Raw genomic sequence first — 20,265 nt, forward strand, 5'->3', positions numbered from 1 at the left:
TTAGGGTATAATAGAGAAAGGAAATTATGGAAAAAAGAATAAAAAATATATAGACAATTTTTTATTATTAAGGAGCCGATAGTGGTGCATACCCCAATTCAAATCGAAGAAACCTATATCACTTTGGGACAGTTTCTGAAGCATGCGAACGTGATTTCAAGCGGCGGTATGGCTAAGCCGTTTTTAGAGCAGTTTGACGTTTATGTAGATGGAGAACTGGAAAATAGAAGAGGTAAAAAGCTGTATAACGGTTCTGTGATCGACATTCCAGAGGTCGGCAGCTTCGTTGTAGAGTCCTTGACGCAAGAGGATGCCTAATGTACTTGAAAGATCTTCAACTAACGGGCTACCGCAATTATGAAAAAGCTGAAGTAGACTTCTCAAAGAACATCAATGTTTTTCTTGGGGAAAACGCTCAAGGAAAAACAAATATGATGGAAAGTATCTATGTTTTGGCTATGGCACGCAGTCACCGGACGGCGAATGATAAAGAGCTGGTCGGCTGGGATCAGGACTATGCCAAGGTAACCGGACGCATTGCAAAGAATCAGGGCGGCTTTCCTTTAGAGATCGTTCTGTCGAAAAAAGGGAAAAAAGCCAAGCTGAATCATCTGGAACAGAAAAAGCTGAGTGCGTATATCGGCCATTTGAATGTGATTTTATTTGCACCTGAGGATTTGTCACTTGTTAAAGGTGCACCTTCTGTACGCAGAAAATTTCTGGATATGGAAATGGGGCAGATGAGTCCTATTTATCTCCATCATCTTGTGGAATACCAGAAAATCTTAAAGCAGCGAAATCAGTATTTGAAACAAGCTCGTTATAAAGACAAAATCGATCAGACCTTTTTAGAGGTTTTAAACGAGCAGCTGGCTGCTGAAGGTGCAGAAGTGTTATTTGAACGATTTAAATTCACAAAACGCCTGGAAGAATGGGCACAGCCGATCCATCAGGCGATATCACAAGAAAAAGAACAGTTGCAGATCGAATATGCTTCTTCTGTTTCTGTGCGTTCAGAAACGGATAAGGAAAGCCTTAGACAAGATCTGTTAAATCAATTCGACAAAAACCAGCAACGAGAGCTGGATCAAGGAACAACCGTCAGCGGCCCCCATAGAGATGACCTCCGCTTTTATATCAACGACAAGAATGTTCAGACGTATGGCTCGCAAGGTCAGCAGCGAACAACCGCACTGAGTGTCAAACTGGCAGAAATAGAATTAATGTATGAAATGACGGGGGAATACCCCGTTTTATTATTGGATGATGTTTTAAGTGAACTGGATGACGACCGGCAGACCCATTTGCTGAAATCGATTCAGGACAAAGTCCAGACTTTTTTGACAACGACCAGTTTAGACGGTGTGAAGAAAGAATTATTGAATGATCCCCGGATTTTTAGAGTATCGAATGGAAAGATTGTTAGGGAGAGTGAATAAATTTGGCAGATGAGCAATTGACTCCAAAAGAAGTAACAGAATTACGTGAAGAATATAATGCCAGTCAGATTCAAGTACTGGAAGGGCTGGAAGCTGTAAGAAAACGTCCCGGTATGTATATTGGATCAACCGGTGCAGCAGGCTTGCACCACCTGGTTTGGGAAATTGTAGATAACGCTATCGATGAAGCGATGGCTGGACATGCGGATAATATCGATATTGTGATTGAACCAGGCGATATCGTGACTGTAACAGATGATGGCCGTGGGATTCCGATCGATATCCAGCAGAAGACGGGACGTCCTGCTGTAGAGACTGTCTTTACAATCCTGCATGCCGGCGGAAAATTTGGCGGCGGCGGATATAAAGTTTCTGGTGGACTCCATGGTGTAGGATCATCTGTCGTAAATGCTTTATCTGAATATCTTGAAGTAGATGTGCATAAAAACGGGAAAGTCTACAACCAGCGGTATGAACGCGGAGCCGTTATGTATGACTTGAAAGAGATCGGGACAACGGATCAGCAAGGGACAGTGGTTCGTTTCAAAGCGGACGATCAGATTTTCCAGGAAACAACGGTCTACGACTTTAATAAGTTAGCCACAAGAGTACGTGAGTTGGCCTTTTTGAATAAAGGACTAAACATTTCGATTGAGGACCGCAGAGAAGAAGAACCGGTTCGCTTAGAGTATCATTACGAAGGCGGAATCAAGAGCTACGTCAGCTATTTGAATCAAACGAAAACAAGTTTATACGAAGAGCCGATTTTTCTTGAAGGAGAACAAGACGGTATTGTCGTAGAGGTTGCTTTACAGCATACAGATGGATTCCATATGAACATTATGAGCTTTGCGAACAATATCCATACCTATGAAGGCGGTATGCATGAGTCAGGCTTCAAGACCGCTTTAACGAGAATCATCAACGACTATGCTCGTCGCAATAAAATACTAAAAGACAACGATGATAACCTGACTGGTGAAGATGTCCGTGAAGGATTGACGGTTGTCTTGAGTATCAAACACCCAGATCCGCAATTTGAAGGACAGACAAAAACAAAATTAGGAAACTCTGAAGTTCGTACCATCACAGATCGCTTATTCAGTGAACACTTTGATCGTTTCTTGATGGAGAATCCGACTGTCGGCAAACAAATCGTTGAGAAAGCGATGCTGGCTGCCCGAGCACGACTTGCTGCTAAGCGAGCGCGAGAAGTGACGCGTAAGAAAAACGGTCTGGAAATCAGCAACTTACCGGGTAAACTAGCAGACTGTTCTTCAAAAGATCCTGAAAAATCAGAGATTTTTATTGTTGAGGGAGATTCTGCCGGCGGTTCTGCTAAACAAGGCCGTTCCAGATTATTCCAGGCGATCCTACCGATCAGAGGGAAAATTTTGAACGTAGAGAAAGCCTCAATTGACCGTATTTTAGCGAATGAAGAAATCCGTTCTTTATTTACTGCTATGGGAACGGGATTTGGAGAAGAGTTTGAGATCGACAAGGCTCGTTATCATAAACTGATTATTATGACAGATGCCGATGTAGATGGTGCACATATCCGTACATTGCTGCTGACATTGATTTTCCGCTATATGAGACCGGTAATTGAAGCTGGATTTGTTTATATTGCACAGCCTCCTTTATATCAAGTGAAGCAAGGGAAAAAAGAAGTTTATTTAGATACCGAAAAGCAACTAGAAGAATATCTGAAAGAAATTCCGCCAACACCTAAGCCGGATATCCAACGATACAAAGGACTTGGAGAGATGGACGCTGAACAGTTGTGGGATACGACAATGAACCCTGAAAACCGCCGTTTACTGCAAGTAACGGTTGAAGATGCGATTGAAGCCGACGTAGTATTTGATATGCTGATGGGTGAAAAAGTAGAACCGCGTCGTGAGTTTATTGAAGACAATGCACAGTATGTTCAAAATATTGATATTTAATGTCTAAATGAATGCAACTTCCATACCGTGTATGCTGATTGTACTGAAACACATATGCGGTATTTAAGTTGGAGTCCATTTGAGGAGATTGAAGGAGGACAAAAGACTTGGCTGAAAATAGAGAAGCACGAATGGAACAAATCAACCTGTCCAGCGAGATGAGAAATTCATTCTTGGACTATGCAATGAGTGTAATTGTTTCTCGTGCCTTACCGGATGTACGTGATGGATTGAAACCTGTTCACCGCCGTATCCTGTATGGAATGAATGAATTAGGAATGACGCCGGACAAAGCGTATAAAAAGTCTGCCCGTATCGTAGGAGATGTAATGGGGAAATATCACCCGCATGGTGACTCTGCTATTTACGAATCCATGGTGCGGATGGCACAGGACTTTAGTTACCGTAATCCGTTAGTTGACGGTCACGGAAACTTTGGATCAATTGATGGGGACAGTGCTGCTGCAATGCGGTATACCGAAGCAAAAATGAGCAAAATCGCTCTAGAAATGCTTCGCGATATCAATAAAGATACAGTCAATTACCACGATAACTACGATGGTTCTGAAAGAGAACCAGATGTCTTGCCAGCGCGTTTTCCAAACTTGCTGGTCAATGGGGCATCAGGAATTGCCGTAGGGATGGCAACCAACATTCCGCCTCATAACTTAAAAGAAGTTATTGCAGCTTGTCGCTTATTGATGGAAAACAGTGAAGCAACGGTTGCTGACTTGATGGAAGTCTTGCCTGGTCCTGATTTTCCAACAGGAGCATTGGTCCTAGGAAAATCAGGAATCAGAAAAGCCTATGAAACCGGACGCGGATCCATCAAAGTACGTGCGAAAGCACATATTGAAGTACAAACCAACGGTCGTGAACGTATTATTGTGGATGAACTGCCCTATCTCGTCAATAAAGCTAAGCTTGTGGAACGTATCGCAGAATTAGCCAGAGATAAGCGAATCGAGGGTATCACTGATCTGAACGATGAATCAGACAGAGATGGTATGCGTATTGTTATTGATGTTCGCAGAGATGTGTCTGCCAGTGTTATTTTGAATAATTTGTATAAATTAACCCCGATGCAGACATCGTTCGGCTTCAATATGCTGGCAATCGTCAATGGTATTCCGAAAACGCTCGGATTAGTAGAAATCTTAACAGAATACTTGAAACATCAAAGAGAAGTTATTCGAAGAAGAACGGTTTACGATAAGCAAAAAGCAGAAGCACGTGCGCATATCTTAGAAGGATTGCGGATTGCCTTGGATCATATCGATGAGATTATATCAATCATCAGAGGATCTCAAACAGGGCAGATTGCTAAAGAAACCTTAATTGAGCGATTTGATTTGTCTGAACGCCAGGCACAAGCCATTCTTGATATGCGTATGGTTCGTTTGACTGGTCTAGAACGAGACAAGATCGAAGGAGAATATCAGGATCTGGTCGCATTAATAGAAGATCTGAATGATATCTTAGCTCGGCCTGAACGAGTCAACGAAATCATTGCAACTGAACTAGAAGAAATTTCTGAAAAGCATGGTGATGACCGCCGTACTGAATTGCTGGTTGGAGAGTCGCTAAGCTTGGAGGATGAAGATCTGATCGAAGAAGAAGAAATCGCGATTACCTTATCCCATAATGGATACATGAAACGGATGCCGAGTTCTGAGTTTAAAGCTCAAAACCGCGGAGGCCGTGGTGTCAAAGGGATGGGGACCAACACAGATGACTTTGTAGAGATGTTGTTAACCTGTTCAACCCATGACTTGCTGCTGTTCTTTACGAATACAGGAAAAGTCTATAAAGCCAAAGGGTATGAAATTCCTGAATACGGGCGTACAGCAAAAGGGATTCCGGCAATCAACTTCCTGGGAATCGATAATTCTGAAAAGATTCAAGCTATTATCAATATGCGCGGGGAACCTTCAGAAAATGAACACTTGTTCTTTACAACTCGCAGAGGTACAGTTAAACGTACAGCTTTCAGTGAATTCTCTAATATTCGTACCAGCGGCTTAAAAGCGATCGTCTTAAGAGATGGTGATGAATTGATGGGGGTATCGCTGACAAATGGCGATCAAAATGTGATTATCGGTACACGTGACGGCTACGCTGTCAGCTTCCACGAAACGAAAGTTAGAAGCATGGGGAGAGCAGCAGCGGGTGTCCGTGGTATCAACTTACGTGAAGAAGATGTAGTGGTTGGAATGGACATGCTGGATGAAGACTCGGAAGTATTGATCATTACCGAAAATGGTTATGGAAAACGTACACCGGCAAAAGAATATGCGATTCGCGGTCGTGGTGGCAAAGGAGTTAAAACGGCAAATGTTACTGAAAAGAACGGTCCACTGATCGGTCTGAAAACAGTTGATGGCCATGAAGATATTATGCTGATCACGAACAGCGGAGTTATTATTCGTTTCCATGCTGAAAATATTTCGCAAACGGGTCGAGCTACGCAAGGTGTTAGATTAATGCGTCTAGAAGAAGGCAGCAAAGTATCGACATTAGCTAAAGTAGATCCAGAACAGGTAGAAGATGAAGAAGCTGCAGAACCAGTAGAAACAGAAGAAACTGCAGGATCTGATTCGGAATCAACATCAGAAGAATAAATCCATTAAAGTACTAGAAGAAAACACTCTGCAGGCTCGAATCTGCAGAGTGTTTTGCTGTCTGTGCATCTTTATTGATCAATGATATCTATTTACGAAAAAAGATTGCTTTAGATAAATGATTATGCTATAATTGTTCGAAGTGAGTACTCTTTTAAGAATACTCTCCTTGCTCTTTCAACTGAAAGGGCCAAAGTCCATAAGGAGGTGACAGTCAACGATGAGTCAATCAGCAAAATATGAAATCTTATACATTATCCGTCCGAATATTGAAGAAGATGCTAAGAAAGCTTTAGTAGAGCGTTTCGATAACATCTTAAAAGATAACGGAGCTGAAGTTACTGAATCAAAAGACTGGGCGAAACGTCGTTTTGCATACGAAATCAAAAATTACCGTGAAGGTACTTACCATCTGGTAAATATTGTTTCTAACGATGCAGCAGCAATTAACGAATTCGAACGTCTAGCACGTATCAATGACGATATTCTTCGTCACATGATCGTTCGTTTGGAAGACTAATATGTTTCACGTGAAACATATTGCGATTGCAAAGTAATGATGACGAAAGGAGCATAACGATTGATTAATAATGTAGTACTAGTTGGAAGAATGACACGTGATGCTGAATTACGCTATACAGGCAGCGGTACAGCTGTAGCTTCGTTTTCTATTGCCGTAGAACGTACTTTTACGAATGCGCAAGGAGAAAGAGAAACAGACTTTATCAACTGTGTGGCATGGAGAAAAACTGCTGAAATTATTTCTAATTTCACGCGTAAAGGTTCTCTAGTCGGTGTTACTGGACGTATCCAAACCCGTAACTATACAAATAATGAAGGACGTAAAATCTACGTTACTGAAATTGTTTGTGAAAACTTCCAAATGTTAGAGCCGAAATCTGTAACTGAACGTCGTAGTCAGAATGATAATGGCAGCAGTAACAGCAATAGCGGATTCTCTAATAGTGGGAATTATTCAAATCAAAACAATTATTCTCAACAGAATAATCAACAAGCTCCTGGAAATAATCAGAACAGAAATGCTTTTGCAAACTTCGATGAGGATCCATTTGAACAGAATGATGATCCAATTGATATTTCAGATGACGATTTACCGTTTTGATTCATAACTAAAGAAGGAGGAGTATAAAATGGCAGGACGCAGAGGCGGCAAGAAGCGCCGGAAAGTTGATTTCTTTGCAGCAAACCATATCGAATATATTGATTATAAAGATACTGATTTGCTAAAACGTTTCATTTCTGAACGTGGAAAAATTTTACCACGTCGTGTAACTGGAACTTACGCAAAAAACCAACGTAAATTAACTAAAGCAATCAAACGTGCTCGAATCATGGGATTACTTCCATTCGTAGCAGAAGATTAATATTATGTTCAAAATCGTAGCAGATTTTATCTGTTGCGATTTTTTATTTGTCTGCTTAAACTATTTTAATAATGATTGAATAGATTGTTTCACGTGAAACAATCAGCTTGATGTCCTGTTTTTAGGTGTCTAGAATAAATGATTAAAAAATGGTAAAATATAGTAGTCTAAATATTGAAACAGAGGAGACCTTATGAAAAGAGTCAATGAGGAAGAATCGATTCCAAAATTCTTGGATCGTCCGTTTATGCGCTCAATGATCTTGTTTGCAGTAGCGGCATTGATCTTGCTGACCATATTAAGTTTTATTGCCAGTATATGGATCGGGCTGGTCATGTTGCTGTTAGTAGTCATCACGATTATTGTAGCTTGGAGATTTGGTAAGGAATATGTAGTCGAGTTAAACAACTACATTCTTAATTTATCTTATAGAATCAAACGTGGAGAACAAGAAGCACTGATCAAAATGCCCATAGGAATCATTCTGATCAACCAGAATGAAGAAATCGACTGGATCAATCCTTATATGCAGACCCAGCTTTCAAATGAAGAAAGTGTTCTAGGGAAACATATTAGTGAAGTAAATGAAGAGATTTATCAGCTGGTACAAAATATCGATAACGCAGACTCCAACTTGTTACAGTGGAATAACAAGATCTTTCAAGTTATCCTGCAAGAAGATATTCATGCAATCTATCTGATGGATATCACCGAATATGCAGAAGTTAGAGAGAAATATGAAGAAGCACGTCCTGTAGTAGGATGGTTATTCTTGGATAATTATGATGAGGTCGTACAAGGTCTGGATGATCGTGGTGTATCAGGATTTAATAGTCTGTTAACAACCTATTTGTCCAACTGGGGTAAACAGCATAGTATCTTTTATAAAAAAACTGCTGATGATAAGTACTTCTTACTGCTTAACCGCAGTGAACTGGAGCGTATTGAAAATGAAAAATTCAATATCATCGATAATATCCGAGATCGTACCTCAAAAAGAAATCTACCATTAACCATCAGTATCGGGATTGCTTACGGGGATGACGATTTCGAAAAACTGGCTGAAGTTGCACAAAGCAACCTAGACTTAGCACTAGGGCGCGGCGGAGACCAAGCAATCGTTAAAGAAGTAGATAAAGAGCCCCGGTACTATGGCGGGAAAACGAATCCAATGGAAAAACGGACAAGAGTACGTTCTCGAATGATTAGTCAAGCTATGCAAGAGCTGATCAAAGAAAGCGATCAAGTGTTCGTTATGGGTCATAAAAATCCTGATATGGATGCTATCGGGTCTTCACTAGGGATTGCCCGAATTTCAATGATGCTGAAGAAAAAATGCTATGTAGTCGTTGACCAGGATGATTTGAGCAGTGATGTCAGCAAGTTGATGAAAGAGATTGAAACCCAGAATCAAGTTAATCAGAATATTATATCTCCGCAAGAAGCTGAAGAGCTAATCACGGATAATGACTTAGTAATTTTAGTGGATCATCATAAGCCATTTATGTCAATCGCTCCTAATTTACTGAAAAAGACTAAGAAGAATATAGTCATTGATCATCATAGACGTGGAGAAGAGTTTACAGAAAATCCTTTATTGGTGTATATTGAACCATATGCATCTTCAACTGCAGAATTGATTACTGAATTGTTTGAATATGTTTCTTCTGAGGGAGAACCAATTAACCGTATTGAAGCTACAGCCATGTTAGGCGGAATTATAGTGGATACGAATAATTTCAGCTTACGAACTGGATCTAGAACATTTGATGCGGCAAGCTACTTGCAGTCTGTAGGAGCCAATTCTACGATGATTCAAAGACTTTTAAAAGAAGACCCTGAAACCTATTTAAAACGGAGTAAACTGATTGAGACGCTAGAATTCGTTCATGAAGGGGTAGCGATTGCTCACGGTAAGGATGAGCAAATCTATCCACCGGTGACTTCAGCTCAGACAGCCGATACTATGTTGAGTATGTCAGGAGTAGAAGCAGCGTTTGTGATTACAAAACGGTCTGATGACATGATCGGTATCAGTGCCCGAAGTTTAGGGAAAATCAATGTTCAGATTATTATGGAGAAAATGGGCGGCGGCGGTCATTTATCTAATGCAGCCACTCAAATTGATGGTAAGTCTGTTCAAGAAGTCAGAGAAGAATTGATTGAACTGATCCAAACAGAACTTGACTAATAACAAATAGAAGGAGAGTTTCACATGGAAGTTATCTTATTGAAAGATGTAAAAGGAACGGGTAAAAAAGGCGAAATCAAAAATGTATCAGACGGATATGCAAACAACTTTTTATTAAAAAAAGGGTTGGCAAAAGAAGCGACTTCAGCTGCCAGAAAAGAATTATCCGCGAAGAAAAACGCAGTGAAACGAGAAGAAAACGAAATTTTAGAAGCTGCCGAAGCTGATAAAAAAACAATTGAAGAAAATCCAATCGAAATTCATGAAAAGGCTGCAGAAGATGGTCGCTTATTTGGATCTGTAACAACAAAGCAGATTGCTAAGGAATTAGAGAAACAGTTAGGAATAAAAGTGGACAAGCGAAAAATCACACAAGATATTCCAATGCGTGCATTAGGCAGCCAGAAAATGGAAGTTAAACTGCACAACCAAGTCACTGCAGAATTGACGGTTCGAGTTTTAGAACAAAAGTAAATTGAATATCAGAGGAGAAGCTCAGTGCAGCTTCTCTTTTTTTACCTGAGATGCAGTGTTTCACATGAAACATGTTTTTAAACATGTGTTCCCTTATATACTTTTAGAGCATAATCCTGTAAAATAAATAATGAATTTGTACTCTCAGGAGTGAAAGGAAGAACCCACTTTGGCGATGGAACCATTAGGAGATCGTTTACCTCCACAAAATATTGAAGCGGAACAATCTGTTCTTGGATCTGTTTTACTGAATCCAGATGCACTTGTGTCGGCAATGGAATTTATTGAAGCCTCTGACTTTTATCGTCGTTCGCATCAATTGATCTTTCAAGCAATGATAGATTTAAGTGAAAAGAATGAAGCGATAGACGTTGTCACGATTGCAGACTTGCTGGAAGCTAAGCACCAGTTAGAAGATATTGGCGGTACACCTTATTTAGCTGATATTGCAACGACAGTGCCGACAGCGGCCAATGTAGAGTATTACTCTAAGATCGTGGAAGAACGGTCTATACTGCGTCGTTTGATCCAGACAGCTACAGAGATTGCCTCAAGGGGATACGAGGAAGCCGGAGATCTTCCGAATTTGCTAGATGAAGCAGAGCGAAGAATTCTAGAAGTTTCTGAAAAAAGAAGCCGCAGCGGCTTCGTAAATATCGAGACCGTTTTAAGAGAAACAATCAATAACATTGATGAACTTTTTCAAAATGATGAAGAAATTACAGGGATTTCCACTGGCTACAAAGCATTAGACCAAATGACAGCGGGACTTCATGAAGATGAACTGATTATATTAGCAGCTAGACCAGGTGTGGGGAAAACGGCATTCGCACTGAATGTTGCCCAGAACATTGGAACAAAAACAGATGAGACAGTAGCTATTTTTAGTTTAGAAATGGGTGCAGAACAGTTGGTTAACCGGATGCTATGTGCTGAAGGGACCATTAATGCTTCCAACCTTCGAACAGGGCAGCTGACGGAAGAAGAATTCACCAAGCTGTTTGTGGCAATGGGCAGTTTATCTAAGGCTAATATCTTTATTGATGATACACCCGGAATCAGGACTGCTGAAATTCGAGCAAAATGCCGTCGTCTTAAACAAGAACGAGGCAGTTTAGGGTTGATTGTGATCGATTACTTGCAATTGATCGAAGGAACTGGTCGTGAAAGTCGTCAGCAGGAAGTTTCAGAGATTTCTAGACAGCTGAAAAAACTGGCCAAAGAACTTTCTGTACCGGTTATTGCGCTTTCTCAATTATCTCGTGGGGTAGAACAGCGTCAAGACAAGCGTCCGATTCTAAGCGACTTAAGAGAGTCAGGATCTATTGAGCAAGATGCGGATATTGTTGCCTTCTTATATCGAGATGATTATTACCGCAGTGAAGAAGACGAAGATGAGCCAGAAGATGCAAATGACAATGTGGTTGAAGTCATTCTGGAAAAAAACCGTTCTGGAGCTAGAGGAACAGCAAAACTGTTGTTTATCAAAGAATACAATAAATTTTCGTCTTTAAGCTACTATCCGGAAGATCAAATCTCCGGACCTTAAAAAACAGCATAAGAGTTATACGAGAAGCGACGATTCAAAGCTTGGTTTATCCTGGCTGCGAACCGTCGTTTTTTTTATAAAAGCAAACCTTTTCATATACGTTTCTTGTACTGGTATACTTAAAGGTACTTAATTCAGTGCAGTAGGAAAGAAGGGGAAATATGAAGGAAAAAGAAATTGTTCCATTAGAGATGTTTGTTCAATTATCTTTTCCAAATGCCAAAAGGAATAAGTTGGCTTTATTCGAAGAAGTTGCCGCAGCAGCAGCCGATCATCTAAAAGACTCTGTTAGTGCCGCAGCAATAGTCAGTGGCCTGAAAGAAAGAGAGGCTTTAAGTACAACGGGGTTTGGTAATGGGTTTGCGATTCCTCATGGAAAAATTGCTGGGCTGCAGTATCCGATGCTGGCAGTGTTCCGATTGAAAAATCCTATAGATTGGGAAGCCTTAGATGATCAGATGGTTTCTCACTTATTCATAATATTGGTTCCGGAAAATGATGCAGAACAGACCCATTTAAAACTATTATCTAAATTATCATATGAATTGGTAAATCAAGAAGTACAAGAGCAGATCCGGCAGATAAAAAATGAAGCTGAAATGACAAAATGGATCGAATCGGTTTTTCAAAATGAAGAAAAGTGAGGAGAATGCAGGATGAATATCATAGCAGTAACAGCTTGCGCAACAGGGGTCGCACATACCTTTATGGCTAAGCGAACGCTAGAGGAAGCAGCTAAAAAAAGAGGGCACCAGATTAAAGTAGAAACGCAGGGAGCAACAGGGATAGAAGACGAATTGACACAAAAAGAAGTGAATGAAGCGGATATTCTGATTCTAGCTGTTGAAGTAGGGATTGCTAAAAAAGAACGATTTGAAAAAATCAAGAAAGTCGAGATTCCTATCAGCACAGCCATTAAGAATGCAGACGGATTGATTCAGAAAATTGAAGAAAAATTGCATCAGTAAAGAAAGCGGGGAGAAAGAGAATGAGAAAATTTCAACAGGCTTTGATGACAGGTGTTTCTTATATGCTGCCGTTTATTGTGTTTGCTGGAATGACGATTGCAGTGACGGAAATGGTCCTTCAATACATACAAGCAGACAGTGCCAGCATGACCGCTCTGAACGGATTTGCATGGGTTATGATCGATATGATTCCAGCTGTGTTTGCGGCTTATATGGCTTATGCAATCGGCGATAAAGCAGCCATTGCGCCTGGATTCATTGGCGGGTATATTGCAGCTCATCCTACCATTGAAAATACGTCAGCCAGCGGATTCTTGGGTGCGATTATTGCAGGAGCAATTGCCGGATATGTCGTACGCTGGTTCAGAAAAGTTCCTGTTCCGGAATTTATGGAATCCATCAAGAAAACGTTGTTTATTCCAGTGCTGACGGGCTGGCTGCTTTACGTCATTATGGCTTATCCAGTTGCCATTACAATTGGAGCTTTAAATGACCTGATTATTGAAAGTCTGATTCATTTATCTGAAGCGCCTCAGTATGCATTCTTACTCGGTGCAATCTTAAGTGCCATGTGTGCATTTGATATGGGAGGACCACTAAATAAAATTGCTATTACATTTGTATTTGCATTATGGAATGACCCGAGCGGTATCGGATTTCAAGTAAATGCGGCTGTTTTTCCCGGGATAATGGTGCCGGCATTATCTGTTGGCATCGCTGCGCTGATCTCAAAATCCAAGTTCAGTGAAGCAGAAATCAAAATGGCACCCGGAGCGATTCTATCCGGATTGGTCGGCATCACGGAAGCGGCGCTGCCTTACGCCTTTCAGGATCCGTTACGGGTTATTGGACCAAATATGATCGGCGCTGGTATCGGAGGGGCGATTATGATGGCTTTCAATGTTTCTACAGCCGGCGTTTCAGGTGTCTTCGGTTTGCCGATGGCTAGTAATCTATATATATTTGTGCTGGCTGTTGTTGTCGGGGTTGCCGTTTCAGTAGGTCTGCAAGTCATTGTCAGAAAGCCGCATTCACAAAAAGAGGAGTCTGCAGCACAGGAAGAAGATTTTGACTTTGATATTACAATGTAATCTGCTGATGGAAGAAAGAGAAATCTGTAATAAGGTCTTTTATTGTAATAGATATATGGTAGAATAGAATTTGTTAAATCAGCAAATAAATTGATGCGAGAATAGAGTAGGGGGTTGCCTCCATTTAAAACAAATGGGTTGAATAGATAGAATAGTCGATATTCTGTCTTTGTATCAACATTTGTGACTTGAATGGCGGGGACTCCCTTTTTAAATAGCATCATTAAAAATTTTTAGATGAGGTGGACAAATGTCGTCGGTCGTAGTTGTTGGAACACAATGGGGAGACGAAGGTAAAGGAAAGATCACTGATTTTTTAAGTGAAAATGCAGAAGTGATCGCTCGTTACCAAGGAGGAGATAATGCGGGGCATACCATTAAATTTGATGGTGTCACGTATAAACTGCACTTGATTCCTTCAGGGATTTTCGCTAGTGATAAAATCAGTGTCATTGGAAATGGTGTCGTCATCAATCCTAAATCGCTTGTAGAAGAGCTGGCATATCTGCACGAAAGAAATGTTACTACAGATAATTTGCGCATTTCTGATCGGGCACATGTTATTTTACCTTACCATATTAAAATGGATCAGCTTCAGGAAGATGCTAAGGGTGACAAAAAAATTGGGACAACGATTCGCGGAATTGGTCCGGCTTATATGGATAAAGCTTCTCGTATCGGAATTCGAATTGCTGACTTGTTGGACAAAGAAATTTTTGAAGAACGTCTGAGAACAGTTCTAGAAGAAAAGAACCGCTACTTTACTCAAATCTACGATGCTGAACCAATAGCATTTGAAGATGTCTTTGAACCGTATTATGCATATGGTCAGCAATTCAAACAGTATGTATGCGACACATCTGTTGTGTTGAATGATGCTCTTGATGCAGGAAAACGTGTATTATTTGAAGGTGCCCAAGGGGTTATGCTGGATATCGATCAGGGGACTTACCCATTCGTTACTTCCTCTAATCCGGTAGCTGGCGGCGTAACGATCGGAAGCGGCGTAGGACCTTCTAAAATCGACAAAGTAGTCGGTGTCTGTAAGGCCTACACATCAAGAGTCGGAGATGGACCGTTCCCGACTGAATTAGATAACGAAATCGGACAATATATCCGTGATGCAGGGAATGAATACGGAACAACAACTGGACGTCCTCGTCGAGTAGGTTGGTTCGACAGTGTCGTCATGCGTCATGCAAAACGTGTTTCAGGTGTAACCAATCTGTCGCTGAATTCAATCGATGTATTATCAGGTCTTGAAACCATCAAAATCTGTACGGCATATGAACGTAATGGAGAAACAATCCTTCATTACCCTGCCAGCTTAAAAGAACTAGCTCAGTGCAACCCCGTCTATGAAGAACTTCCTGGTTGGAGCGAAGATATTACAGGGTGCAGAACCCTTGAAGAATTGCCGGAAAATGCGCGCAATTATATCCGCCGGGTTTCTGAACTGACAGGTGTACACATCTCTACGTTCTCTGTAGGTCCTGACCGTGATCAGACCAATGTTTTAGAAAACATATGGGCGCCAGTTTATTAATCTGTCCGTATTTATTTAAATCAAGCAAAAAGGCATTCTTTTCCCAAAGCAGGGAAGAGAATGCCTTTTTTAGTAGATACAATTACTTTAATTGATTGGTGTAATCTAAATGCTCGAAGGTATGCGGTTCGCCGATTGCTACCAGCATACTATTTGGAGCAATTTTCTCATCAGGAGCAATGTTGACTTGCAATTTTGCACCCTCTGAATTTTTCATTCCGATGACGTTGATGCTGTATTTATTTCGCAGGTCTAATTCCACAAGTGATTTCCCGACCCATTCTTTTGGTGTCAGGAACTCAATGATGGCATTGTCATCGTCCAGTTCAATGACATCCAAGATTTTATTCCGCATGATATTACGGGCAACTCTGTCTCCCATTTCTTTTTCGGGACGTATGATTTCATGAGCGCCGACTTCAAGCAGGATTTCTTTATGCACCTTATTTTTAGCTTTAGCAATGATGCGCTTAATGCCGAGTTTTTTGCAGTTCAAGACGGCTAAGACACTGGCTTCCAAGTTAGATCCGGTTCCGACAACGGCGGTATCGCATTTTTCGAAGCCGATACTTCTCAGCAGATCAATATCCGTAATATCTCCTTGGACGCCTTGAACAACATATTCTTCAACACGATTGACATCTACTAAATCTCTGTCAATGGCGATAACATCAAAATAGTGCTCGCCTAATTCTTTAGCGATCGTAGAGCCGAATACTCCCAGCCCTAGTACTCCCACAACTTTATTCAATAGTGTTCTCTCCTAACCAATTAGAATGTTTCCTGTTGCATATCTTTTATTTTTGTGTGTTCTGTCAGACAACCCAAGGGCTGTGAAGATGGTGATTGGACCAAGTCGTCCGATGAACATCAAACACATAATGACTGTTTGGCTGCCTTTAGATAATAAAGGTGTCAAGTCAGCAGATAGACCAACTGTTCCTAAAGCAGAAACAGATTCGAAGAATAGATACTGCATCGGAACACTTTCATCGAAAATGGCCATTAAAGACATACCGACAAAAACAATACTGATAAACATTACAACGATAACCAAGGCTCTTTGAACAATTTCTGTATCGATGGTTCTCTTTTGATAGTGAACATATCTTTGGCCAGTAATTTCGGCCCAGATCAGTTTCACCACAAGGGCTACTGTAGACGTTTTGGCACCACCTGCTGTACCGCCGGGAGATCCGCCGATAAACATGAAGACTGTCATAAACAGAATAGTAAACAAGTGAAGATCAGGATAACCTACAGTACCAAATCCTGCTGTACGCAGCGTTACAGCTTGGAAAAAGGTCGCCTGAAGCTTGTCGAAGAGTCCCATTTCACCCAGCGTTGCCGAATTGTTCCATTCAGAAAAATAAAATAATGCCATAGCAGCTATGATCAGACCCGCTGTCCAGTTGATGACCAAGCGAGTATGCAGCTTCAATCTTCTGTAGCGGCCCTTCAGTTCCACCCAGTTGCGAACAGAAATGAGCGACTTGAAATTTTTAGCCACATCGAACCAGACTGAGAATCCAATACCTCCGACAATAATCAACAAGGGAATCACTGTATTGACGATAGGAGAATCTACAAAGGCTTGCAGACTGGTTGATCCTAAGTTATCAAAGCCTGCATTATTGAACGCGGAGATGGATAGGAAAATGGAAGTAAACAACCCTTTAGCCCATCCAAACAAAGGAACGAAGTAAAAGGTCAGGAAAAAAGCACCGATTCCTTCTATAACAAAGGTATATTTGACCACAGAGAGCAGGAAATTACGGAAGTTGACCATATCTCCTCTATTGAGTGCTTGCTGCAGTGTAACTTCATCTTTCATACTGACACGTCGACCGAGCTGCATGACGATCGTTGCAACGATCGTAATCAACCCTAGACCACCTAATTTGATCAAAACGAGTCCGATGATTTGTCCAAACAGGTTATAAGTATCAGCTAATGGTTCAGTAAATAGTCCCGTAACACATACCATAGATACTGCTGTAAAGAGATGATCAAAGTATGTTGCATTAGAACTTTCAAGCTGGCTAAAAGGTAAAGCCAGAACAAGCGATCCGCTTAAAATAACCACAGCAAAACTTAGCAGGATTTTAAGTGGAACAGGTAAAAGTGAAAAGCGATTTAACAACCGTCTCATACAAATATTAATCCTTTCTAAAACTATAAAAAATCAATACATAGATTGTATATCTAGAATACTGAAAATACAAGGAATTTAGACAAAAACGCCATGGCTCATCCGCGTATGTGAATAAGGATTTTCACAATTAGCTGCAAGAAAAATAGACAGACTTGAAACAGGAACCGAAATAGGCACAGTAAGGCGTTCCAGTTGTTTCTTTTCGACGGGAACGATAAACTATTTATGATACAGTGTCTTGTCTAGGGCATTGAATGTAGGAGGAGAAAAGTATGGCATATAATGGAACTATGATGCAGTATTTTGAATGGGATTTAGAGAATGATGGAACGCATTGGAAGAAACTAAAAGCAGAAGCTGAACACTTGCAAGAAATCGGTGTGACAGCAGTATGGATTCCACCTTGCTTTAAATCAGTGAGCCAAGAGGACGTTGGTTACGGGATTTATGACCTGTATGATCTTGGTGAATTTGATCAGAAAGGCACGGTCCGAACGAAATACGGAACCAAAGAAGAACTGCTTGATGCGATTCAAACCCTTCAGGATAAGGGCATCCAAGTATATGCGGATGTGGTATTAAACCACAAAGGCGGTGCAGATGGTAAAGAAAAATTCTGGGCTGTTGCTGTCAATGAAGAGAATCGACATGAAGAAATTGAAGATCCAAAAGAAATCGAATCCTGGACTTACTTTAATTTTCCAGGCAGGAACGGCAAGTATTCAGACTTTGAATGGCACTGGTACCATTTTTCAGGCGTTTCAGATGATGAGTTAACGGGAGTACAAGGAATTTATCGAATAGAGGGAGAAGGAAAAGGCTGGGCTCCGGATGAGCATGTTTCCACTGAGTTCGGCAACTTTGACTACTTGATGTTCGCAGATATCGATTACAATCATCCAGAAGTGATTGAAGAAACAAAAAAATGGATCAAATGGTTTGTTAAAGAGACAGGTATTGACGGAATCAGATTGGATGCTGTGAAGCATATTGACCGTATGTTCATGAAAGACCTGATTGAAGAGGTACGCTCAGAATTTGGAGAGGATTTTTTCTTTGTAGCAGAGTACTGGCATCAACGGTATAAATACTTGGAAGAGTATTTAGAAGATCAGGAATATAATATCTCGATGATGGACGTAAGATTCCATTACGCACTCCATGAAGCTTCACAGCAGAAGACAGATTATGATCTGAGAAAGCTGTTTGACGGAACCTTGTATAAGAAAAATGCTGAACAAGCCGTTACGTTTGTAGAGAATCATGATTCTCAACCAGGTCAATCGCTGGAGTCTTATGTAGAGCCGTGGTTCAAGCCGTTGGCATACGGTATTGTATTGCTCAGTTCGTACGGGTACCCTTGTCTGTTCTACAGCGACTATTATGGATTCAATGGAGATGTCGATTATGAAGGCTGTCCAGAAGTGATTGAGAAGCTGATGCATATCCGTACAGAGTATGCTTATGGAAAACAGCATAATTACTTGGATCACGCTACTTGTATAGGCTTTACTCGCACAGGAGATGATGAACATCCAGAAGGGTGTGCAGTCGTCATTTCCAGTGGAGAAGAAGGATTCAAAGAAATGAATGTCGGATCACTGCATGCAGGCGAACACTATATTGACTATATGGGCAACCGAGAAGAAGAGATTGAGATTGATGAAAACGGTCAAGCCGTATTCCCGGTAAATGCAGAGTCGATTTCTGTTTGGATTCCTAAAAAATAAAAGAAAAAAGCTCCGAGAAGACTTTTACATCTTCTCGGAGCTTTTCATTTAGAAATCTATTATCGATCATTTGGATTTACTTTTAAAGAAGCATCTGATTCATCAGGCAAATTGTCTTCATTCAATTTAAAGTCTTGATTATTTGAAAGATAGTTATCATGCAGTGCTTCGTCTACTTGATCTTTAGGAATGGCTTGGTCTTCGTTCGGCTCAAGCGGAGTTCCTTTTACATCACCTAATTGCTCATCGTCATAAACAGAATGAGAAGCATCAGCTGGGTCAACAACTGTCTCTGTATGAGCAGCAGACTGTTTCTGAGCCAATTCTCTTTCGATTTCTTCAATCGTTTTGTTCAATTGAGCTTGTTTTGCATCCATTTCGTCTTGTTCAGCTTGTAATTCGCGGTCAGCTTCTACGTAAGACTCTCTGAAATCATCAATCAGCTGCTGAGCTTTTTCCCCGCTTGAATCTTTTAATTTCGTTGCTTCACTTTTCAGATCTTTGCGGAACTGATCTCCTGATTTTGGAGCAAATAACAATGCTGCGAATGCTGAAGCAGCACTCAGTAATACGGCTTTAGTTAGACTGACTTTTGGCATAATGTAGATCTCCCTTCAAATTTTTGCTTTATTGTTGTGCTCTTGCTTTTTGTTTCTGAGCCGTTCGTTTAAACGCCAGCTTGAACGTTTTAGCGAGTAATGGTCCTTCTGTTTTCAATTCATCAGCAGCGTTCTGAGCAATCCCTTTTGAATATTCACCACTGTGTTCTTTTAGAGTAGTCAAAGAATCACCTAAACTAGAAGCATGATCGGATAACTCATTGAATCGCTGCATTTTGATCATAGATACTTTCTGCAGATCTTGTGCACGTTCCATGATATGATTGACTTTTTTCTGGATTGCGTCTGCTTCTCCAGAGAAATGATCGATCCGGTCTTGAACAGTCGCTTGCGTTTCCTTGAAGTGCTTTAGTGTCGGCTTCACTTTAATGAATGCTACCACTCCGCCGATAATTAATACGAGCAGTGCTGCAACAACGATCACTAATGCAATAATATATGCTAATGACATTGAAGTCCCTCCTTTGCTTTTCACTGTTAGTTCATCGTGATCTATAATGATAGAATACCATGAACACCAACTTAGCAACAAACAGAAGCTTCGATT

At 40.8% G+C, this 20,265-nt stretch carries 19 protein-coding genes; 15 read left to right on the plus strand and 4 right to left on the minus strand.

The window, feature by feature from the left end; genetic code table 11:
• Positions 1–84: 84 nt before the first annotated feature.
• The 14 genes from yaaA (at position 85) to B6F02_RS03200 (ending at position 15,213) form a co-directional block, all read left to right on the plus strand.
• Positions 85–318, plus strand: coding sequence for a S4 domain-containing protein YaaA (yaaA, locus tag B6F02_RS03135; RefSeq protein ID WP_080145948.1), 234 nt, complete (start codon positions 85–87; stop codon positions 316–318).
• On the plus strand, positions 318–1,439 hold the full coding sequence (recF, locus tag B6F02_RS03140; protein ID WP_080145949.1) for a DNA replication/repair protein RecF: 1,122 nt from the start codon (positions 318–320) through the stop codon (positions 1,437–1,439). The genes yaaA and recF overlap by 1 nt, the downstream gene beginning before the upstream one ends.
• Before the next feature lie 17 nt (positions 1,440–1,456).
• The gene (gene gyrB, locus B6F02_RS03145) at positions 1,457–3,388 is read left to right on the plus strand and encodes a DNA topoisomerase (ATP-hydrolyzing) subunit B (protein WP_256864641.1); all 1,932 of its coding nucleotides are present in this window, start codon (positions 1,457–1,459) and stop codon (positions 3,386–3,388) included.
• 107 nt (positions 3,389–3,495) lie between these two features.
• Positions 3,496–6,009 carry a DNA gyrase subunit A gene (gene gyrA, locus B6F02_RS03150; RefSeq protein ID WP_080145951.1) on the plus strand — a complete coding sequence of 838 codons (2,514 nt, stop codon included), beginning with the start codon at positions 3,496–3,498 and terminating at the stop codon, positions 6,007–6,009.
• Positions 6,010–6,229: 220 nt separating this feature from the next.
• Positions 6,230–6,529, plus strand: a complete 300-nt coding sequence (gene rpsF / locus B6F02_RS03155; RefSeq protein WP_080145952.1) for a 30S ribosomal protein S6 — start codon at positions 6,230–6,232, stop codon at positions 6,527–6,529.
• 60 nt (positions 6,530–6,589) lie between these two features.
• Positions 6,590–7,132: a single-stranded DNA-binding protein gene (gene ssb, locus B6F02_RS03160; protein WP_080145953.1), complete on the plus strand. Its 543-nt coding sequence runs from the start codon at positions 6,590–6,592 to the stop codon at positions 7,130–7,132.
• A 28-nt stretch (positions 7,133–7,160) separates the two neighbouring features.
• Entirely contained in the window at positions 7,161–7,394 is a 234-nt protein-coding gene (gene rpsR / locus B6F02_RS03165; protein ID WP_080145954.1) for a 30S ribosomal protein S18, read from the plus strand.
• Positions 7,395–7,587: 193 nt separating this feature from the next.
• Positions 7,588–9,585 (plus strand): DHH family phosphoesterase, encoded by a 1,998-nt coding sequence (locus tag B6F02_RS03170; protein WP_080145955.1) that lies wholly within the window; start codon positions 7,588–7,590, stop codon positions 9,583–9,585.
• A 24-nt stretch (positions 9,586–9,609) separates the two neighbouring features.
• Positions 9,610–10,059, plus strand: coding sequence for a 50S ribosomal protein L9 (rplI, locus tag B6F02_RS03175; RefSeq protein WP_080145956.1), 450 nt, complete (start codon positions 9,610–9,612; stop codon positions 10,057–10,059).
• Between the two features lie 175 nt (positions 10,060–10,234).
• Positions 10,235–11,608: a replicative DNA helicase gene (dnaB, locus tag B6F02_RS03180; protein WP_080146083.1), complete on the plus strand. Its 1,374-nt coding sequence runs from the start codon at positions 10,235–10,237 to the stop codon at positions 11,606–11,608.
• Positions 11,609–11,769: 161 nt separating this feature from the next.
• The gene (locus B6F02_RS03185; protein WP_080145957.1) at positions 11,770–12,252 is read left to right on the plus strand and encodes a PTS sugar transporter subunit IIA; all 483 of its coding nucleotides are present in this window, start codon (positions 11,770–11,772) and stop codon (positions 12,250–12,252) included.
• Positions 12,253–12,264: 12 nt separating this feature from the next.
• A complete protein-coding gene (locus B6F02_RS03190; RefSeq protein WP_080145958.1) occupies positions 12,265–12,576 on the plus strand; it encodes a PTS fructose transporter subunit IIB in 312 nt (103 codons plus the stop codon).
• Positions 12,577–12,596: 20 nt separating this feature from the next.
• A complete protein-coding gene (locus B6F02_RS03195) occupies positions 12,597–13,667 on the plus strand; it encodes a PTS fructose transporter subunit IIC (protein ID WP_080145959.1) in 1,071 nt (356 codons plus the stop codon).
• 250 nt (positions 13,668–13,917) lie between these two features.
• On the plus strand, positions 13,918–15,213 hold the full coding sequence (locus tag B6F02_RS03200) for an adenylosuccinate synthase (RefSeq protein WP_080145960.1): 1,296 nt from the start codon (positions 13,918–13,920) through the stop codon (positions 15,211–15,213).
• Positions 15,214–15,295: 82 nt separating this feature from the next.
• On the opposite strand, the gene B6F02_RS03205 is transcribed toward B6F02_RS03200, so the two are convergent.
• Together B6F02_RS03205 and B6F02_RS03210 are read right to left on the minus strand one after the other, a co-directional pair.
• On the minus strand, positions 15,296–15,964 hold the full coding sequence (locus tag B6F02_RS03205) for a potassium channel family protein (RefSeq protein ID WP_080145961.1): 669 nt from the start codon (positions 15,962–15,964) through the stop codon (positions 15,296–15,298).
• A 12-nt stretch (positions 15,965–15,976) separates the two neighbouring features.
• Positions 15,977–17,365 carry a TrkH family potassium uptake protein gene (locus tag B6F02_RS03210; protein ID WP_080145962.1) on the minus strand — a complete coding sequence of 463 codons (1,389 nt, stop codon included), beginning with the start codon at positions 17,363–17,365 and terminating at the stop codon, positions 15,977–15,979.
• Positions 17,366–17,640: 275 nt separating this feature from the next.
• On the opposite strand from B6F02_RS03210, the gene B6F02_RS03215 reads away from it, so the two are divergent.
• Complete coding sequence (locus B6F02_RS03215) at positions 17,641–19,098, plus strand: alpha-amylase (protein ID WP_080145963.1); 1,458 nt, start codon at positions 17,641–17,643, stop codon at positions 19,096–19,098.
• Positions 19,099–19,157: 59 nt separating this feature from the next.
• On the opposite strand, the gene B6F02_RS03220 is transcribed toward B6F02_RS03215, so the two are convergent.
• Positions 19,158–19,697, minus strand: coding sequence for a YtxH domain-containing protein (locus B6F02_RS03220; RefSeq protein WP_080145964.1), 540 nt, complete (start codon positions 19,695–19,697; stop codon positions 19,158–19,160).
• Positions 19,698–19,725: 28 nt separating this feature from the next.
• Positions 19,726–20,169, minus strand: a complete 444-nt coding sequence (locus tag B6F02_RS03225) for a DUF948 domain-containing protein (RefSeq protein ID WP_080145965.1) — start codon at positions 20,167–20,169, stop codon at positions 19,726–19,728.
• Positions 20,170–20,265: the final 96 nt, after the last annotated feature.

Source organism: Marinilactibacillus piezotolerans (assembly GCF_900169305.1).
GTDB classification, from domain to species: Bacteria; Bacillota; Bacilli; order Lactobacillales; family Carnobacteriaceae_A; genus Marinilactibacillus; species Marinilactibacillus piezotolerans_A.

Excerpts from the sequence above, each read along its gene's own strand:
- recF (WP_080145949.1), top strand. The coding sequence starts at position 318 with ATGTACTTGAAAGATCTTCAACTAACGGGCTACCGCAATTATGAAAAA.
- rpsF (WP_080145952.1), top strand. The coding sequence starts at position 6,230 with ATGAGTCAATCAGCAAAATATGAAATCTTATACATTATCCGTCCGAAT.
- rpsR (WP_080145954.1), top strand. The coding sequence starts at position 7,161 with ATGGCAGGACGCAGAGGCGGCAAGAAGCGCCGGAAAGTTGATTTCTTT.
- B6F02_RS03170 (WP_080145955.1), top strand. The coding sequence starts at position 7,588 with ATGAAAAGAGTCAATGAGGAAGAATCGATTCCAAAATTCTTGGATCGT.
- rplI (WP_080145956.1), top strand. The coding sequence starts at position 9,610 with ATGGAAGTTATCTTATTGAAAGATGTAAAAGGAACGGGTAAAAAAGGC.
- dnaB (WP_080146083.1), top strand. The coding sequence starts at position 10,235 with ATGGAACCATTAGGAGATCGTTTACCTCCACAAAATATTGAAGCGGAA.
- B6F02_RS03185 (WP_080145957.1), top strand. The coding sequence starts at position 11,770 with ATGAAGGAAAAAGAAATTGTTCCATTAGAGATGTTTGTTCAATTATCT.
- B6F02_RS03190 (WP_080145958.1), top strand. The coding sequence starts at position 12,265 with ATGAATATCATAGCAGTAACAGCTTGCGCAACAGGGGTCGCACATACC.
- B6F02_RS03195 (WP_080145959.1), top strand. The coding sequence starts at position 12,597 with ATGAGAAAATTTCAACAGGCTTTGATGACAGGTGTTTCTTATATGCTG.
- B6F02_RS03200 (WP_080145960.1), top strand. The coding sequence starts at position 13,918 with ATGTCGTCGGTCGTAGTTGTTGGAACACAATGGGGAGACGAAGGTAAA.
- B6F02_RS03210 (WP_080145962.1), bottom strand. The coding sequence starts at position 17,365 with ATGAGACGGTTGTTAAATCGCTTTTCACTTTTACCTGTTCCACTTAAA.
- B6F02_RS03215 (WP_080145963.1), top strand. The coding sequence starts at position 17,641 with ATGGCATATAATGGAACTATGATGCAGTATTTTGAATGGGATTTAGAG.
- B6F02_RS03220 (WP_080145964.1), bottom strand. The coding sequence starts at position 19,697 with ATGCCAAAAGTCAGTCTAACTAAAGCCGTATTACTGAGTGCTGCTTCA.
- B6F02_RS03225 (WP_080145965.1), bottom strand. The coding sequence starts at position 20,169 with ATGTCATTAGCATATATTATTGCATTAGTGATCGTTGTTGCAGCACTG.